17 protein-coding genes, 1 pseudogene and 1 riboswitch are annotated in these 15994 nt (G+C 41.3%); of the genes and pseudogenes, 3 read left to right on the plus strand and 15 right to left on the minus strand.

Translation table 11 applies throughout. The features are described 5' to 3' along the window. Positions 1 to 103: 103 nt before the first annotated feature. Positions 104 to 197: riboswitch (glycine riboswitch) on the plus strand. A gap of 103 nt (positions 198 to 300) precedes the next feature. Next, a complete protein-coding gene (locus NYE23_RS17905; RefSeq protein ID WP_341079696.1) occupies positions 301 to 903 on the plus strand; it encodes a trimeric intracellular cation channel family protein in 603 nt (200 codons plus the stop codon). 34 nt (positions 904 to 937) lie between these two features. Here NYE23_RS17905 and NYE23_RS17910 read toward each other — a convergent pair whose 3' ends face one another. The 12 genes and pseudogenes from NYE23_RS17910 to NYE23_RS17965 all read right to left on the minus strand — a co-directional run bounded on the left by NYE23_RS17910 (position 938) and on the right by NYE23_RS17965 (position 11818). Beyond that, positions 938 to 2143, minus strand: a complete 1206-nt coding sequence (locus NYE23_RS17910) for an amidohydrolase (RefSeq protein ID WP_341079698.1) — start codon at positions 2141 to 2143, stop codon at positions 938 to 940. 231 nt (positions 2144 to 2374) lie between these two features. Further along, positions 2375 to 3475, minus strand: a complete 1101-nt coding sequence (locus NYE23_RS17915) for a YkvI family membrane protein (protein ID WP_341079699.1) — start codon at positions 3473 to 3475, stop codon at positions 2375 to 2377. A gap of 269 nt (positions 3476 to 3744) precedes the next feature. Continuing rightward, positions 3745 to 3900 (minus strand): hypothetical protein, encoded by a 156-nt coding sequence (locus NYE23_RS17920; RefSeq protein ID WP_341079701.1) that lies wholly within the window; start codon positions 3898 to 3900, stop codon positions 3745 to 3747. Between the two features lie 216 nt (positions 3901 to 4116). Then, positions 4117 to 4677 carry a sugar O-acetyltransferase gene (locus tag NYE23_RS17925; RefSeq protein ID WP_341079702.1) on the minus strand — a complete coding sequence of 187 codons (561 nt, stop codon included), beginning with the start codon at positions 4675 to 4677 and terminating at the stop codon, positions 4117 to 4119. A 76-nt stretch (positions 4678 to 4753) separates the two neighbouring features. Next, positions 4754 to 4963: a hypothetical protein gene (locus NYE23_RS17930; RefSeq protein WP_048009674.1), complete on the minus strand. Its 210-nt coding sequence runs from the start codon at positions 4961 to 4963 to the stop codon at positions 4754 to 4756. A 127-nt stretch (positions 4964 to 5090) separates the two neighbouring features. Further along, complete coding sequence (locus tag NYE23_RS17935) at positions 5091 to 5798, minus strand: DNA alkylation repair protein (protein WP_341079706.1); 708 nt, start codon at positions 5796 to 5798, stop codon at positions 5091 to 5093. A gap of 53 nt (positions 5799 to 5851) precedes the next feature. Then, a complete protein-coding gene (locus NYE23_RS17940) occupies positions 5852 to 6547 on the minus strand; it encodes a Type 1 glutamine amidotransferase-like domain-containing protein (RefSeq protein ID WP_341079708.1) in 696 nt (231 codons plus the stop codon). A gap of 132 nt (positions 6548 to 6679) precedes the next feature. After that, positions 6680 to 7342 carry an HAD family hydrolase gene (locus tag NYE23_RS17945; protein WP_341079709.1) on the minus strand — a complete coding sequence of 221 codons (663 nt, stop codon included), beginning with the start codon at positions 7340 to 7342 and terminating at the stop codon, positions 6680 to 6682. Between the two features lie 149 nt (positions 7343 to 7491). Further along, a complete protein-coding gene (locus NYE23_RS17950) occupies positions 7492 to 8718 on the minus strand; it encodes an MFS transporter (RefSeq protein WP_341079711.1) in 1227 nt (408 codons plus the stop codon). A 365-nt stretch (positions 8719 to 9083) separates the two neighbouring features. Then, the gene (locus NYE23_RS17955) at positions 9084 to 9857 is read right to left on the minus strand and encodes a TerC family protein (RefSeq protein WP_206845076.1); all 774 of its coding nucleotides are present in this window, start codon (positions 9855 to 9857) and stop codon (positions 9084 to 9086) included. A gap of 133 nt (positions 9858 to 9990) precedes the next feature. Next, positions 9991 to 10215: pseudogene (locus NYE23_RS17960) on the minus strand (manganese catalase family protein); the annotation flags it as partial. 397 nt (positions 10216 to 10612) lie between these two features. Continuing rightward, the gene (locus NYE23_RS17965; protein WP_341079718.1) at positions 10613 to 11818 is read right to left on the minus strand and encodes an erythromycin esterase family protein; all 1206 of its coding nucleotides are present in this window, start codon (positions 11816 to 11818) and stop codon (positions 10613 to 10615) included. A 155-nt stretch (positions 11819 to 11973) separates the two neighbouring features. Between NYE23_RS17965 and NYE23_RS17970 the strand changes: the two genes are divergently transcribed. Both NYE23_RS17970 and NYE23_RS17975 read left to right on the plus strand, forming a co-directional pair. Continuing rightward, a complete protein-coding gene (locus NYE23_RS17970) occupies positions 11974 to 12297 on the plus strand; it encodes a DMT family transporter (protein WP_341079720.1) in 324 nt (107 codons plus the stop codon). 1 nt (position 12298) lies between these two features. Continuing rightward, positions 12299 to 12646 carry a DMT family transporter gene (locus NYE23_RS17975; protein ID WP_341079723.1) on the plus strand — a complete coding sequence of 116 codons (348 nt, stop codon included), beginning with the start codon at positions 12299 to 12301 and terminating at the stop codon, positions 12644 to 12646. A 48-nt stretch (positions 12647 to 12694) separates the two neighbouring features. On the opposite strand, the gene NYE23_RS17980 is transcribed toward NYE23_RS17975, so the two are convergent. From NYE23_RS17980 to NYE23_RS17990, 3 genes are all read right to left on the minus strand, one after another. Beyond that, positions 12695 to 13534, minus strand: a complete 840-nt coding sequence (locus NYE23_RS17980; RefSeq protein ID WP_341079724.1) for a MurR/RpiR family transcriptional regulator — start codon at positions 13532 to 13534, stop codon at positions 12695 to 12697. A 161-nt stretch (positions 13535 to 13695) separates the two neighbouring features. After that, on the minus strand, positions 13696 to 14388 hold the full coding sequence (locus NYE23_RS17985; RefSeq protein WP_341079726.1) for an N-acetylmannosamine-6-phosphate 2-epimerase: 693 nt from the start codon (positions 14386 to 14388) through the stop codon (positions 13696 to 13698). A gap of 24 nt (positions 14389 to 14412) precedes the next feature. Next, on the minus strand, positions 14413 to 15945 hold the full coding sequence (locus tag NYE23_RS17990; RefSeq protein ID WP_341079728.1) for a maltose/glucose-specific PTS transporter subunit IIC: 1533 nt from the start codon (positions 15943 to 15945) through the stop codon (positions 14413 to 14415). Positions 15946 to 15994: the final 49 nt, after the last annotated feature.

The following is a 15994-nucleotide window of genomic DNA, read 5'->3' on the forward strand; positions in this document are numbered from 1 at the left end:
AGGGGTTTATGTTAAGTTCTCCCTTTTCCAACTTCCACTTAGACACCTTAATTGACTGTCCAAGCGCTCTATACTTTATAATTATAAAAACAACTACTTTCGAATGACCGCTGCAGGAGAGAACGTATCGTACGTCACCGAAGGGGCAAATCTATAGAAAAGATGAATCTCTCAGGTAAGAAGACTGCTGCGGGACGCTTCTCTGGAGAGGGTATCACGCACCCACGGGGCAGGCCTTTTAATATAGTTTAGGTAAACCTCTCAGGTACAAGGACAGAATACTTGATTAGGGGGGATTGTATGGTTTGGGATGTATTGAACGTGATTGGAACCATTGCATTTGCAATGAGCGGGGCAGTGGTTGCACTGGAAGTAAAATACGACATTATGGGCGCCTATGTTTTGGGATTGATTACCGCATTTGGCGGCGGGGCTATCAGAAATCTTCTTACCGGTATTCCGATCATAGAATTATGGCAGCAAACGACTCTTTTTATCGTTGCCCTTATTACCATCAGCATCGTTATCCTATTGCCAGGCAGCATAGTTCAGCTTTTGACGAAATGGAGCATCTTTGATTCAATTGGCTTATCAGCGTTTGCTGTTCAGGGAGCTATATATGCACAATCAATTGATTTACCCTTATTTGCTGTTATGTTTTCAGCTGCCATAACCGGTGCCGGCGGAGGAATGATCCGCGATGTGCTGGCTCAGCGAAAGCCCATTGTTTTACGTGATGAAGTATATCTTTTATGGGCCATCTTTGCCGGGTTTATCATAGGCCTTGATTGGTTATCCAAGTCTTATCATTTCTATATCCTTTTTACTGTTACTTTAATGCTGCGAGGAATTTCGCATCATTACAGCTGGAGATTGCCTATTAAATCGATTCAAAAACAATAAGAAGCAGAATTACTTCAAACATAAAAAGCTCACATCAGCGTGAGCTTTTCGTTTCGTTAAACTTGAAATAATTGCAAACAACATATCCCACTGATTTTGCGGCAACAAGCAACGAACCTTCATCTATATCAAATTTAGGGTGATGATTGAAATAAGGTTCTTCTGTCCCCTTTGGCGTGCACCCAATATAAAAATAACAGCCAGGGACCTTCTCCAAATAATACGAAAAATCGTCCGATGGTGCCATTTTAGGAAATTCTTTTACCTCCATAATGTCTTTATCCCCGGCTGATGCCAGCGTACCTGCAACAAACCTCGTCAATTCAGGATCATTATACAGCGGCGGATAGTCGGGTTCATATGTCAGCTCACAGCTTACACCAAATAACTCCTCAAGACCGTTGACAATGCGGTGAATTTCTCTATTCATCACATCCTTTGTTTCATCATTTGAATAGCGTACATCCCCCTCAATTTCGATATGATCCTTGATCACATTAAAACTCCCTTTACCGTCAAATGAACCAATTGTCACTACACCAGCATGAAATGGATCCACTCTGCGGCTTACAACTGTTTGGATAGCTGTTACAAAATAGGCGCCTGCAACAATAGCATCGTTGGCCTTATGCGGAGAAGAACCGTGTCCGCCGCTTGCTTGCACTCTAAGTTTAAAATAGGCGCGGCCATTAAAGGAATATCCGCTGTGATAGCCAACAGTTCCAGCAGGGGCGATTGGCAAAACATGTATGCCAAAAATGGCATGGACATCATCGAGAAATCCTTCTTCAACGATGCTTTTTGCTCCGCCCGGAGGCTCTTCTTCGGCATGCTGATGGATTATTTTGATGGTGCCATGGATCTTATCTTTTAATTGGATCAAACAGTCAGCCAAAACCATAAGGTATGCTGTATGTGCATCATGGCCGCAAGCATGCATGATACCTTCCTTTTTTGATTTAAACGGAACATCCAGCTCTTCTTTAATAGGAAGCGCATCAAAATCAGCACGAAGTGCCACGGTTTTTCCCGGCTTTCCACCCTCAATAGTGACAACAATGCCATATCCATTCCCTGCATTTGTTATCAGATCAACATCTTTCCCTCTGTAAAAATCAGCGATATAGGCTGCCGTTTTTTCCTCTTTAAATGAAAGCTCAGGATTCTGGTGTAAATAACGGCGTATTCCAATCATCTCTTCTTCTCGTTCTTCCAGCATTTTCATTAATTGATCAATCATGAATATCAGCTCCTATCCTACTTTGACCTCTAAAGAACCCGACTAAACACACAAATTCAGAGACACTATTTATATCATTCCTATACAGCTGACATACTAAAACTGCCGGAACAAGAAGGCTGCCAGGAATTCAGATCGTGCACCAATGTCTTTAACAATCAAATTAAAAGAAGGAGAGCACAGTGCACATCCATCGCTCTCCTTCTCCATTATTCTCTGATTTATTGACATCTAGCTGTTCACAATTTTTTTAGGATATTCTTCACCATCTCCGTCTCCTTCTTCTTTAACCCTTTTCATTCTAAGTGGAGCGTAAAATAATACAGCAATCAGGACCAATCCAAGATAACCTATCAGCGGGTAGAAGTAGCTGACAAGATCAGTAAAACCTATGAAGCTTGCTGCAAATGCTACAATCATGGTTCCTGCGAATAACCTTTTAAAATGTGTGGTATCAACCTTGGAAAACCGGGCCACAAAAGAGAAAAACATGCTTATAGCTGTATTGAAGATCATTGCAAAGAGAACAACCGACATGATCGTGCCCAATGCAGGTGAAATATCATTAACAATTGCTAGCATTGGCATATCCATACTGCCAACACTTTCAATCTTAGAGAAAATAGCCAGATGGCTAAGCAGAATAAGAACACCGAGCCCAAAACCTCCAACTAATCCACCTAACGCGGCCGTTTTACGTTTATTTTCAGCTCCCCCCATCACGATTGCCATTGAAGCACCTACTGCCGTGTTAAAGGACACATAATTGATAGCAGAAATAAACCAGTTTGGCAGAGTTGTCGGAGTCTGCTTGGCCACACCATTCAAAGCGTGGAATGACCCATCAGCATTTATAAAACTATAGATAGATGTGATGATGACAAAAAGGATTAGAAATGGGGTAATCCCACCGATGATAGCAACAACACGGTCAACCTTTAACATTCCCGTTAATAAAACAAGAATCGTCATAACACTAGTTCCAATTATGACAGGCACTCCAAATTGTTGATTTAAGTTTGACCCTGCACCTGCTATCATGACTACACCTACACCAAACAATGTAAAAATAAGGATATAATCAATAATTAAACCTAGATATCGGCCGCTTATCTTATAAATCACATGTTTATGTGAGGAAGTTTTCATGCTGCTCCCTAACCATACCAATATCATGCCGACATAAGCAAATAAAGCGGCTGCAACAATAGCAGCAAAAATACCCATTATTCCAAAACTGGTAAAATACTGAAGAACTTCCTGCCCCGATGCAAATCCAGCACCAACAATTACACCAATAAAAGCGCTTCCAATTTTTAAAATGTCTTTCATATAGTTCCTCCCTCAAGTTGTCTAATATGTTTAGTATATCAATTTAAGAATGAAACAGATTTGTGAAAATACCAAAAAGTCTAATAATTATGTTGTTAAACTCCCCAAATTCCTATCCATATTTATACTAAAACCTTGAAGAAACTTAAAGAGACCTTTTAAAAAGTATGTTAAAACTGAATATCCTCTTTTGCCGGCAGAACAAAAAGCGTTAACCAGCTCTGGTCAACACTTTCGATAACTCCTTAATTCAAGAATATCCTGGTATTCTATAACCTATCGCACTGGGGAGGCTTTTTTTCTCCCTCTGCAAAATCGCATCCATCTGCAACTGATTCGAGACCATAGTCTGTATTGCTTATCTCATATGAATCCTGGGCATTTTTTTGGATATCCTCGAGCTGCTTTTCTTTCTTTTCTCTCATGTTTTCCCTCCTAAGTTTTTATTTAAAAGTTTTTTCTTAGATGAGAAATATTATTCGTGTTGAGGTTGGAGCAGCACCTTCTAATAAGCTATAGCGACATAATTCTGCAAAAAGCCACTGTAATTAAGAAATACCGGAAGCTTGAAAAATACACTAGTACAAAAGAAAAGCCCAACCCCCAATGGGAAATGGCTTTTCTTTTAAGGTTGCTTTAATTCAAAGCTCAATTTGTTTAATTATTTTAGCTGGATTTCCGCCAACTACCACATTATCAGGCACATCTTTCGTAACAACTGCACCAGAAGCGATCACAGCATTGTCCCCAACTGTTACACCAGGGTTAATTACGGCACTTCCGCCAATCCATACATTGTTTCCAAAAATGATCGGCTTTGCATATTCTCTGCCTGAATTGCGTTCAGCAGGATGAAGCGGATGCGTTGCCGTATAGATATGTACGCCGGGAGCAAGCATGCAATTATCTCCAAAACGCACTTCACAGACATCCAGGATGGTACAGTCAAAGTTCGCAAAAAAGTTTTCACCTACATGAGTATTATAGCCGTAATCAAATCTGATATTGGGCTCCATATATACGTTTTCTCCGGTAGACCCAAGTAACTCCTTTAATAACTTTGTCCTCTTTTCTCCTTCTGTCTCCAGAGTCTGATTGTACATTCTGACCTTTCGTCTTGCTTCCTCGCGTTCCTTTAATAATACCGGATCGGCAGGATCATACATTTCTCCGGCCAGCATTTTTTCTTTTTCTGTTTTCATTTAATGACCTGCTTTCCAGTATATTTTTTCAAATGCAGAACTGAAAAAGGGACAGTGCACCTGTCCCTTTGTCCCTTTAGCGTGATGCTTTAGGCGGCTGGCAAACGTCACATTTGCGCTGGTGATTATTTTTGAATTTCGTAAATGTTTTTTCAAACTGGCTGCCGCATGCACATTGAAAAAGCAGCTTTTGAGAAAAACCATGATATTCCGTCGATAGAAGCTTACTATCCGAGTTCTTCTCAACGAAATCGTTAATTTTGCTGATGGTCCATCGTTTATTCATTACCTTACCCCTCCATATTTAATCGCTGAGCGGACATCCATTCCACTATTAGCGCATCTCATCATTCCTAAGTTCCTCATTATAGCATAAAGGGACAGGTTCATTGTCCCATCCGGCTTTAATAGGTTTAGCATCTTACATATTTCCGTTTAAAGCCAATCCTTCCTTTGTCCACTTCCTTTTGGATATTTTCTGAGGCGTTCAGGAAACTGCTTTTTTTCTTGTCCCGTTTCATTTCGACCGGCCCAATGGTTTTTGCAATCTCAACCGCCTTTTCATGGAGCGGCAAAAACGAAACACCCACTGTATAGACAAAATTATTCATAGCGGATTTCGTACGCTCCGGAGAATCGTGGATGGTGTCTTTCACTTTATCAAGCATTTTGGCCAGCTTCTCTTCTGAAAATTCAGCGTCCTGCCGATTCCCCAAAAGCCAGCAATAGCAGCTCCAGCCCCCTGACATACGCAGCTCTTCCCCGCTCTCGATCCATTTATCGGCAACTTCCTGTGCAATATCTGCTTCAGCTAATGTAACAGCCACCACATAATCGGACAGCATGTAGAAATAAGCAGCATCCATCCAGCGGTCAAAATCCGTTTCGGTCATGACCTGAGGATCTGCAATGACACCTGCAAAGTACATGGCATCGTAGTTCCCTGTGGCGTATAGCTCCTCTGCCAAAGACTGATTTCTTTTTATTTTTTTGGCGATTGGCTTCATTGCACCAGTTGCAGCGCCAAAAAGCGGCTCGTGCGCTCCGTTTGATATGTACATTTTCTTGGTCCGTTCCCTGCCGAGAGCCTCAAGCTCCTGCATAACCGTCTGCAAATCCATTTTCAGCACTTCCTTCCATTTTAATAGGGTTAACAGCACAACACTGATTTGCCTCAAGAACCCAAGTATTCTGTTTTCAGTTCAACCTCTTTTACTTCTTTATCAAAATAGACCTTATAGGCCCTGGCATTCGGCCTTGAGCTTACGATTCGGCTGACCTCCTCCTCAATAAAGTGGATAGCCACTCCGTCATCCGCTGCAATTCCAGGCTTTAGTTTTTCAGAAGCCAAAAGCTCATGATAGGCAGGCCTTCTTTCCTCTTCCCCGTCATAATGAGGGCAATTGCTTCCTTTTAAAAAGCCCAGGCATGTTAAAGGCTCCAGTTTATCGCCATAAGAATCCGTAACCCCTTCTTCAAACCAGCAAATAGAGCCCGCGCTGATGCCGGCTAATACGATCCCTTGATTCCATGCCTTTCTTAAAATCATATCTAACCCCCATTCTTTCCATAAAGCCAATAAATTCTTCGTATTTCCGCCCCCAACATAGATGATGTCTTTTTCCAATATAAAACCCTCTATATCTCTTGCTGGCGGTTTAAATAATGATAAATGAGAGGGCTGGCACTTCTGTTTTTCAAAAAAGTCATAAAACCATTTAATGCAAACCTCGGAATCCCCTGTTGCAGTAGGCACATAGCAGACTTTAGGATTTTCTTTACCTGACTGACGTAAAATGTATTCATCTAATAATGGATTCTCCGGCTCCATGGAGAACCCGCCTCCTCCTAATGCAATAATTTGCCTCATAACTTATTCCCCCTCAAAGAAATGCTAAATATAAATATTCTCCTTTAATTCCAGCTGTTCCTTGCTACTCAGACTTTATTCTAAAAGTGATTCTGCATAACAAAACGCTTAGGATTTAGCCTAAGCGTTTTGTTATTTAAAAATAAATTTATTAAATTCGTCTACTGTTTCAAAATAATACTTTGATTCTAATTTCATTTGTTCCTTTATTTCAGGGATACTGTGAGACCATCCGGCAGCCGCAAAATCTACATTGCAGCTTCTGGCCATTTCCAATCCGGGCTTCAGGTCATCGAGCATTAATGCATCGGTCTCTTGAAGTTCATAGCGCCTTAAAATTTCTTTAATTGGATATGGATGCGGTTTTCTTTGATGCTCAGGAAGATCCCAGCCAAAGATGGCATCTGGCACAAATCCACAATGTATGGAATAATCTCTTTCAATTCTGCTTGCCTCAGAATGAGAAACAACCGTCACAATTCCACCTTGCTTTTTAAATTCTTGAACGGTCTCAGCAAACAGCTCATAGAAGTCAGGTACAGTTGACTCGGTATATTTTTTCCATACCATCTGCTGGTGATTTTGTTCCTCTTCTGTAAATTTAATAATATCCTTACATAATGCAGTAAATCCCGGATGATAACAATATCTGACGAAATCATCAAAAGAAATAGGTTTATCATTTGGCCGCAAGTCTTTAAGAGCCTCTGCAAATGATGGAAAGTGTATACCAGGTGTGCTTTTTACCCCTGTATCATCATGATCTAAGATTAAACATTTATATTTTAAATCCATAACTGCCTCCTGCTAACCTGTACATTAAAACATAATTAAGTTCCAACATTCATTTATAAATATATTAGCAAAAAGCCCAATTCATTGCGAATTGAGCTTTTTATTTTGACTCTTAATTTAATCACAAGGGTTTTTACGATTCACTCAGCTCAGGTTCCAGCTTCCAGAAGTACCTGATCCCGGCCTAAAATAACAGCTAACAGGATAATGAATGCCCCTGTTCCCACAAGAAGCCATTCGATGGCAATAATATCTGCGATCGGGCCAAATATCAGCATCCCCATCGGCATCATGGAGGTGGAGATCATCCCCATGACACCAAACACTCTGCCTAAATAATTCTCTTCAATTTTTTCCTGAAGCAATACGGTTACCGGTGTATTGAAAATTGGCATGGCAATCCCGAATAACGCCATGAACAATAAATAAATCCAAAAAATCGGCACGATGCCGAGTGCCAGGGTGCAGATCCCCATGATGAGACTGGCAAGGGTCATGGTTGTAATTTTATTTGGATATCCACCCCAGGAAGCAATAATTCCGCCCCCTGCCATCATGCCGACAGAGAAGGCAATTTCAATGGCAGTGAGCAGCCACACATCTCCGCCAAATGTCCGGGTAACCTGCAGTGGTGTCAGAAAGGCCGCAGGTGCCATTAGGACGAAGAAGATTGCAAAGAACAGAAAGAATTTTTTCAGAAACGGACTGCTATTGACATAATGAAGCCCCTGTTTAAAGTCGCTAAAGTAGCTCGCTCTCTGTTCCGCTGCTGCTTTTTCATGCACAGCAACTTTGACAAAAGCCATCAGAGTTATAATAGCAATCGCTGCTGTGAGGACATCAATGAAGAATATGACTTCAAGTGACGCCATTGCGATTAAAGCGGCACTGACCATCGGTGAAACAAACATAATGACAGCCTGTATGCTCCCATTTACCCCATTCACCTTTGTCAGCTTCTCCTTCGGGACAATCTGCGGCAAAATCGCCCCGACTGCAGGAGTCTGGATTCCTGTTCCAAGGGCACGAATTGCCGCCATGACAAACAGCAGCCAGATGGATTCATATCCCATTAAAAACAGGATAGCAAGAATCAGTGTTGAAAAGGCAATAAGACCATCTGCTAAAATAATCAGCATTTTCCGATTGTACCGGTCTGCCCAGACACCCGCGACCGGCGATAAAAAGAAGGTCGGAATGAACCCGCAAATAATGTAAAGAGTCATCATCAAACCGGACTCTGTCGTTAAGGTAATATGCCACATAATGGCGTATTGAACAAGGGACGATCCAAAAAGCGAGATCGTCTGACTGCTTAAAAAGAGAATAATATTCTTTAGCCAATGCTCCTTCAGATTAGGGTTTACAGTACTCATGAACTAATCACTCATTTCTATTTTTTAATAAAAACAAGCTTTGCCTATACTCAGCTGATCAATCCGCTCTATAAATTCTATTTCTAAAGACAGCAAAAAAGAGGAGAAATTCATCCCCTCTTTAAAAATAACCGTTAAATATAGGTTTCCTTAAATAGACAGACCAATCCCGCTGCTCTGAACATAGGCAGAGCCTTCAAACGTATTCAATTAACGATTGAAAAGCGGGTTTCTTAGTCTAATTGATGCTGTCAAAAGGAAAACCTCCATTTCATTATAATTACATTTATCATACCAGCAGAGACCGGTTTATACAATCATTTTCATACAAAAAAGCGCTAATCCTAAGATCAGCGCATTTCTCTTTATAAAGCTTCACCCTCCGTTTGTTTCTTACCCGGCGCAAACCAGCCAAACAGGGCAATGGCCACCAATACGCCATAGAAGACAAGTGTCCAGCCTGTACTATGAGGAAAATGATGATCAAGGACACCGATATCCTCATGGGCAAGTGTGATAACGGCTAGCTTGACACCAACCCAGGCGACAATCGCGTAAGCAGTTGTTTCCAATGCAGGCCGTTTAGCAAGCAGTTTCACAAACCAGGTTGCTGCGAACTTAATCAGGATCAGTCCGGCAATCCCGCCAAGCACCACTACGATAAACTGGCCGCCATCCATGCCGCCGAAATCGTCAAGCGGTGAATCCGGCAAACCAAGTGCCAATGCAACAGCAGCAAGAATCGAATCGATGGCAAAGGCAAGATCGGCTAATGCAATCTTCCCTACTGTAGGCCAAAACCCTTTCCCGGCCGCTTCTTCCTTCACATCCTCGCGGATATTTTCATTTTCTTTCCCGAACTTGGCCTTAATCACATGTTTTAAGCCAAGGTACAATAGATACGCCGCTCCGATCGCCTGAATTTGCCAGACGTTTGCAATAAATGATATGGCAAATAATGCACCAAACCGGAAAACGAAAGCCATAATTATTCCGTAATTTATCGCCCTTTTCTTCTGATCTTCTGGTAAATGCTTCGCTATGACAGCTAAGACAAGAGCATTGTCAGCCGACAGCAATCCTTCCAGTCCAATTAATATCAATAATGCCCAAGCATACTCGAGCCAAATAGACTCCATACGTGATACTCCTTTCAGGAACAAACATGTTCTCCATTGATTCGATAACTATAGATTCCCCAAAAATGCTAAAGGAAACCTTAAAAATATATAATAAAATGGCATCCTATATTCAGGACGCCAGAAGAAAAAACTAATTATTCAAATCAAAAAGCCCCGGCGCATGCTCATTTGGCATGTCAGGCATTACAGGAACAGGATAGCCTTTCGGCGGTTCTACCACAACAAGTTCTCCGTCATTTCTGCTTGGAGTTTTACCCTGGAAGGCTTCACCAATCCGGGTATCATCCAGCCTGAAATTAAACTGTGCATTATGGAAGCCCATCTCCACATATTTACGGCACTCAGGGTATTTATTGCTCCCCCTCTGAAATTCGCAATCTGGAATGAGAACTGCATCATCGTCAGATTTCGGCAAACTTTTCGCCCAATGCCTCCTGCAGCACTCTCACCGCATGCGGATCCAGGTACAATCATATTGATTAAATCTTCTTTATATAAAAGTACATAGATCATCAATATCCTTTAACTAAGCATTCTAAACTGCAATGCCTGACCGGCGGTCTATTATTCATCCCGGATTGATGTTCCAGAACACATTTTTTTGGACAAGCAAGACCTTGCATTAATGTCCCTAAGAAAGACAATGTGACAGTAAGCCAGCCCACATTCGCAGAGCACTTTCCTTTTAACAAGTATTAACTTGTCGGATTCATAGTCGCCATGACCACATAATCTTGCCCGATCTAATCCCTTCATCGTTCTAAATAAACGGGCGGCTGCACTCTTCTGCAAAAAAAGATACCGTCATAATGCTTCTGAGGATAAATGGAAATCGGCAGCTGCCCCATCATCCCTGCTTCAAGGAGCTGCCATCTCCGCTTCATCCAATTTCGTTCCGGAAGCCCCTTGTCACACAAGGGCACAAAGCTGTCATGTCCGCAAGCCTCCATAAACAAACTTTCAAGGTGCTTACTTTTAGAGGCATTAATAGAAAAGTGAACTCTTAGCAGAGAAGCAAACTCACCCGCTCCTGCATAAAATCCTACTGAATAAACTTGATCATTATATTTGCTATCGGATAGGAGCTGTCCGACAGTCGTAATTCCCAAAAGTCCTGAAGTCAGTGTTTTGCTTTTTCTAATATGAAAATTATGAGCCCAGACAATGACCTTCTCTCTCTTGAAAAACTCATCCAGCAGCCACTGCAGATTCCCGAACATATACGTTCCTCTCATGGTTCCGGAGACAATCCAGCTTTTTGTATTGATTTCCAGCCACTTCAGACGATTTTTCAGCCCCTGTTCAATAACCTTCATGATCTCTTCTCTTTCCAGATCAGCTTCACTCACCCTGCCCGCAAAAAGCTCCAGGCATGATTGATATAAAGCCATGCACATTCGCACCTTTTCTTTGATCACTTTTGGTATTTTGGCTTGTCCTCTAATCTCCTCATCTATTTCAAAGAATACGGTTTCTGCCCGATTGATTGAAGAAACAATTTCTTCTTCAGTGTGGAGCCAGAGCCAGTCCAGCATCCTATGGGATACCTGCTGATATGAGGGCTGAATATCCATTCCTGAAATATGAAGGCCTTCTGCCCAGGACTCCTGAAATAAAGGAAGCATCTCTTCGTTATGAAAAATATCAAGAAGACTGTGCTGAATTTGTTCTTTAGCAGGCAGGCCTTTCAGAAGTCTTCTGCTTAATACCGCTTCAAGCAAGCCGCTCTCCAATACAACAGCATTAAATCCATGGACCTTATGCAAATACTTAATCATATTCACTTTGGTTCTATAAAAATCTCCGATTCCATGGCTGCTCTCTCCCAGCAGAACAATCCTTTTCCCCTCAACATATGGATCCATACAGGAGAAACCATGTGGATCCGTTATTTCACAGCTTTTGCCGGCTATTTGATCTATCCAAAGTGATTTTGTTTTTCGTGTAATGAAATTCATAAAGAAGCCTCCAACTTTCCTCTTGGGTCCCAAAACTATATTTATTAGTACGATTTGGAAATAAATCGGTTTCATCTATTCATATATTTGGCAAAAGGATCCTTCGAAAAGGTAAAATAAACTGAATCCATTCGGAGAAGAAACGGGGAGACTTTATGAATGCCTATGTACTTTTAGCGTTAGCCATTATAAGTGAAGTGTTTGGCAGCTCCTTGCTTAAAGCAGCAGACGGATTTAAAAAGCTCCTGCCATCCCTTGGAGTAATCATTGGATACAGTGTCGCTTTTTACACCCTTTCTTTATCGTTAAAAACGCTGCCTCTCGGCGTAGCCTATGCGATCTGGGCAGGCCTCGGGACTGTGCTGACAGCCTTAGTGGGGATCTTTATCTACAAAGAGAATGTAAGTGGCAAAAAGCTTCTGGGATTGGCTTTTATAGTTTGCGGAGTCATTTTATTGAATAGTGGCGGGGGCCATTAATATGAAGGGATATTTTTATTTAACAATCTCAATCGCTGGAGAGATTTTTGCCACTACCATGCTCAAATTGTCAGATGGATTAACCGTGCTGCTTCCAACTGCAGGAGTTGCCTTTGGCTATGCACTCTCATTTTATTGCTTATCATTATGTCTTAAAACCGTTCCATTAAGTCTGGCCTATGCCATTTGGTCGGGAGCAGGAACAGCGTTAACAGCGTTGATAGGTGCCATACTGTGGGGAGAGGCATTCAGCAGCCTCAAGATACTGGGAATCATACTGATTATCGGCGGAATACTCGCATTGAATTCTTCCAGCAGTGAAGAAACGGCAAAAGAGCCTTCACGTTAGGGCTCTTTTCTGTTCCATGACTTATCTTCATTTATTGCATTCCTCTCATTAAATATCCTTCAAGGCCCTCAATGTCTTATCCCGAATCTGAACACGATTAACATAATCCTTTGCAACAAGTTCTGTATACAGCAAGTCAAAGAGCAGGAAGAGCGGAAGCGTTGGAGAAATATTCTGGCCCATATGCATACTGCTTTTACTCATAACCAGAAGGGATAGATCTGCCAGCCGGGAGAGTTCGGATGTTTTCTCACTTGTGATGGCAAGGACTGACGCACCTTGCTTCTTAGCAATTTTAACAGCGTCGATTATTTCTTTTGTTTTCCCTGAAACAGAAATGCCAATGACAAGGTTTCTGTCTGAGCTTAATGCTGCATCCATCACAGCTTGATGAGGGTCTGTAATCGACTCAACCTGGATTCCAATCCGGAAAAACTTCCATTTAAACTCCTGTGCTGCAATCCCTGAGTTGCCGATGCCATATACATGCACTTTCTCTGCTTCCGTTAAAAGGGAAACAGCTTGCTGAATATCAAAATAAGTCATTTTTCGAAAAGTCGTTTCGATGATCTCCAAATGATTTTGATAAAGATTGGAAAAATAATCAATCTCCTTAATATCACTGGACACAGTCGGTTTGTTCGTTAAATCGATATATCTTTTTAATTCATACTTAAATTCATTAAAACCTGTAAAAGAGATTTTCTGACAAAAACGGGTGATTGTAGCTGGGGAAATATGAATTTTTTTAGCGATTTGATTAATCGACATTTGGCTGATTTCATCAGGATTTTCAATTATATACTTTGCTAATTCCGACTCTGATATTGTGAATTTTTCCATCGTGCAGGCTATGCCATGCAGAAGATTCTCACCGAGATATTCCATATTCTATCTCCTTTTTAAATAATCCATAGGCCCATTATACAAGATGTTGACCTTATTTTTATTCAAAGGGCAGAAAACTATGAAATATCTATAACTTTTTTCACTAAAGCAAAAAGCTGAAAACAGCACAGTCAGAAGACTAAGCTATTTTCAGCTGATTTTTATTTTTTAATAGCATCTACAAATCTTTTCGTGATGATCTGAGGTCTGGTTATCGCACCGCCAACCACAACCGAGTGAACATGAAAGTCCAGTACTGAACGGGCAATATCCGGAGTTGAAACATTTCCTTCAGCTATAACCTTAGCATGCTTCACTTCTTTGACGATTTGTTTAATAACGGTGTAGTCATGATCATCGATTTTCAAACCGTTTGTCTCTTCTGTATATCCGTATAATGTCGGTGCGACAATATCGAATCCGAGCTCATCGGCAAATATGGCTTCTTCTACTGAAGAGACATCGCCCATCAGCAGTATATCTGGATACTTTGATCTTACATCCTGATAAAACGATTTCAGATCCCTTCCATCCGGACGAATCCGGTTGGTTGCATCTGTTGCAATAATTTCGGCACCTGTCTCAGCTAAGGCATCGATCTCTTTCATCGTAGGTGTAATAAAGACAGAATGGTCTTTGTATACCTGTTTAATGATGCCAATTACAGGAAGATCCACTTGTTTTTTTATTTCCTTAATATCAGGGACAGAGTTGGCACGAATGCCAGCTGCTCCTCCCTCTTTTGCAGCCAATGCCATACGTCCCATAATGAACGAGCTATGAAGAGGTTCTCCTTCTAAAGCCTGGCAGGAAACAATTAGCCCGTTTTTGATCTGTTTCAGCACTTGATGCATTTAAAAACACGTCCTTATTATTTATTACTGACCTAGATACTCTTCTATTTCGTTTTTAACAATGGTGACTTGTGGTCCATAAATAATTTGAACACCCGTTCCTTTTTGCACAATTCCTTTTGATCCAGTCTGTTTAATGATATCCTCTTTTACCATGGAATCATCTTTAACAGTTACCCGGAGACGAGTCGCACAGCAATCAACAATATCAATATTATTTATTCCGCCCAATCCTTCTACAATTGTTTTGGCACGGTCTGTAGCTGAAACTTGCTCTGCTGCCTGTTCTTCGTCTTCACGTCCAAGAACTTTGAAGTTCTTTTTTCTGATTAAGAATTTAAAGGTAAAGTAGTATAGGAAGAACCACGGAATCCCTACCATTAATACATATGGCCAATTTGTTTTATCGGCACCTTGAAGAATTCCAAATAAAATGAAATCAATAAATCCGCCTGAGAAGGTTTGACCAACAGTAATATTGAAAATGTCTGCCATCATAAAAGCAAAACCATCAAAAATAGCATGCACTAAATAAAGAAGAGGCGCCACAAATAAGAAGCTGAATTCAAGCGGTTCTGTGATACCAGTCAGGAATGATGTCAACGCTGCCGAAAGCAAAATACCTGCTACCACTTTTCTGTTTTTCTTTTTAGAGCAATGGTAGATGGCCAATGCAGCTCCCGGCAGGCCAAACATCATTGTAATAAAACGGCCTGACATAAATCTGGATACCCCTTCGTAATATTGTTCAGTCGATGGGTCACCCAATTGCGCAAAAAAGATATTTTGTGTACCGCTGACTAATTTTCCGCCAATCTCGAGTGTCCCGCCAAGAGCGGTTTGCCAGAAAGGAAGGTAGAAAATATGGTGCAGGCCAAGCGGTCCAAGCATACGCAAAATAAATCCATAGAACAGGGTTCCAATTTCCCCGGTGCCTGTAACCACTGATCCCAGCCCATTGATTAATGCCTGGAAATAAGGCCATATCAAAAATAGAATCGCTCCTACAAAAATTGAAGCAAATGAAACGACTATAGGAATAAAGCGGGATCCCCCAAAAAATCCTAACACTTGAGGCAGCTGAATTTTATTGTATTTGTTATGAAGTGCAGCTGCTGCAATCCCGACGATAATCCCGCCAAATACACCCGTTTCCAAAGTCTGAATCCCTACTGCCATCCCTTGACCGGCTCCTGCCAGATTATCCTTCGCCAGGTCTCCGGTTAAAGATAGCAGTGCACTGATTGTACTATTCATAACAAAATATCCAATCATGGCTGCTAACCCAGCTGTTGCTTTATCTGAACGGGCTAAACCTATCGCTACCCCGACTGCAAATATAATCGGCAAGTTGGCAAATACGATTGAACCTGCGGAACTCATTATTAAAAAAATGGCCTGTAGCCAACTGATATCTAAAAAAGGATATGCTGAAACTGTATTCGGGTTGGACAGCGCTCCGCCTATTCCTAATAACAAGCCTGCTGCCGGTAAAACCGCAATAGGCAGCATGAATGATTTACCAAATTGCTGTGCTTTTTCAAAAGCTTTTTTCATTGATGTTGACCCCCTTTATCTTGATGAGAAATCTTGTTGCTTTGCCCTC

Source organism: Cytobacillus sp. FSL H8-0458 (assembly GCF_038002165.1).
In the GTDB taxonomy this organism is placed as follows: domain Bacteria; phylum Bacillota; class Bacilli; order Bacillales; family Cytobacillaceae; genus Cytobacillus.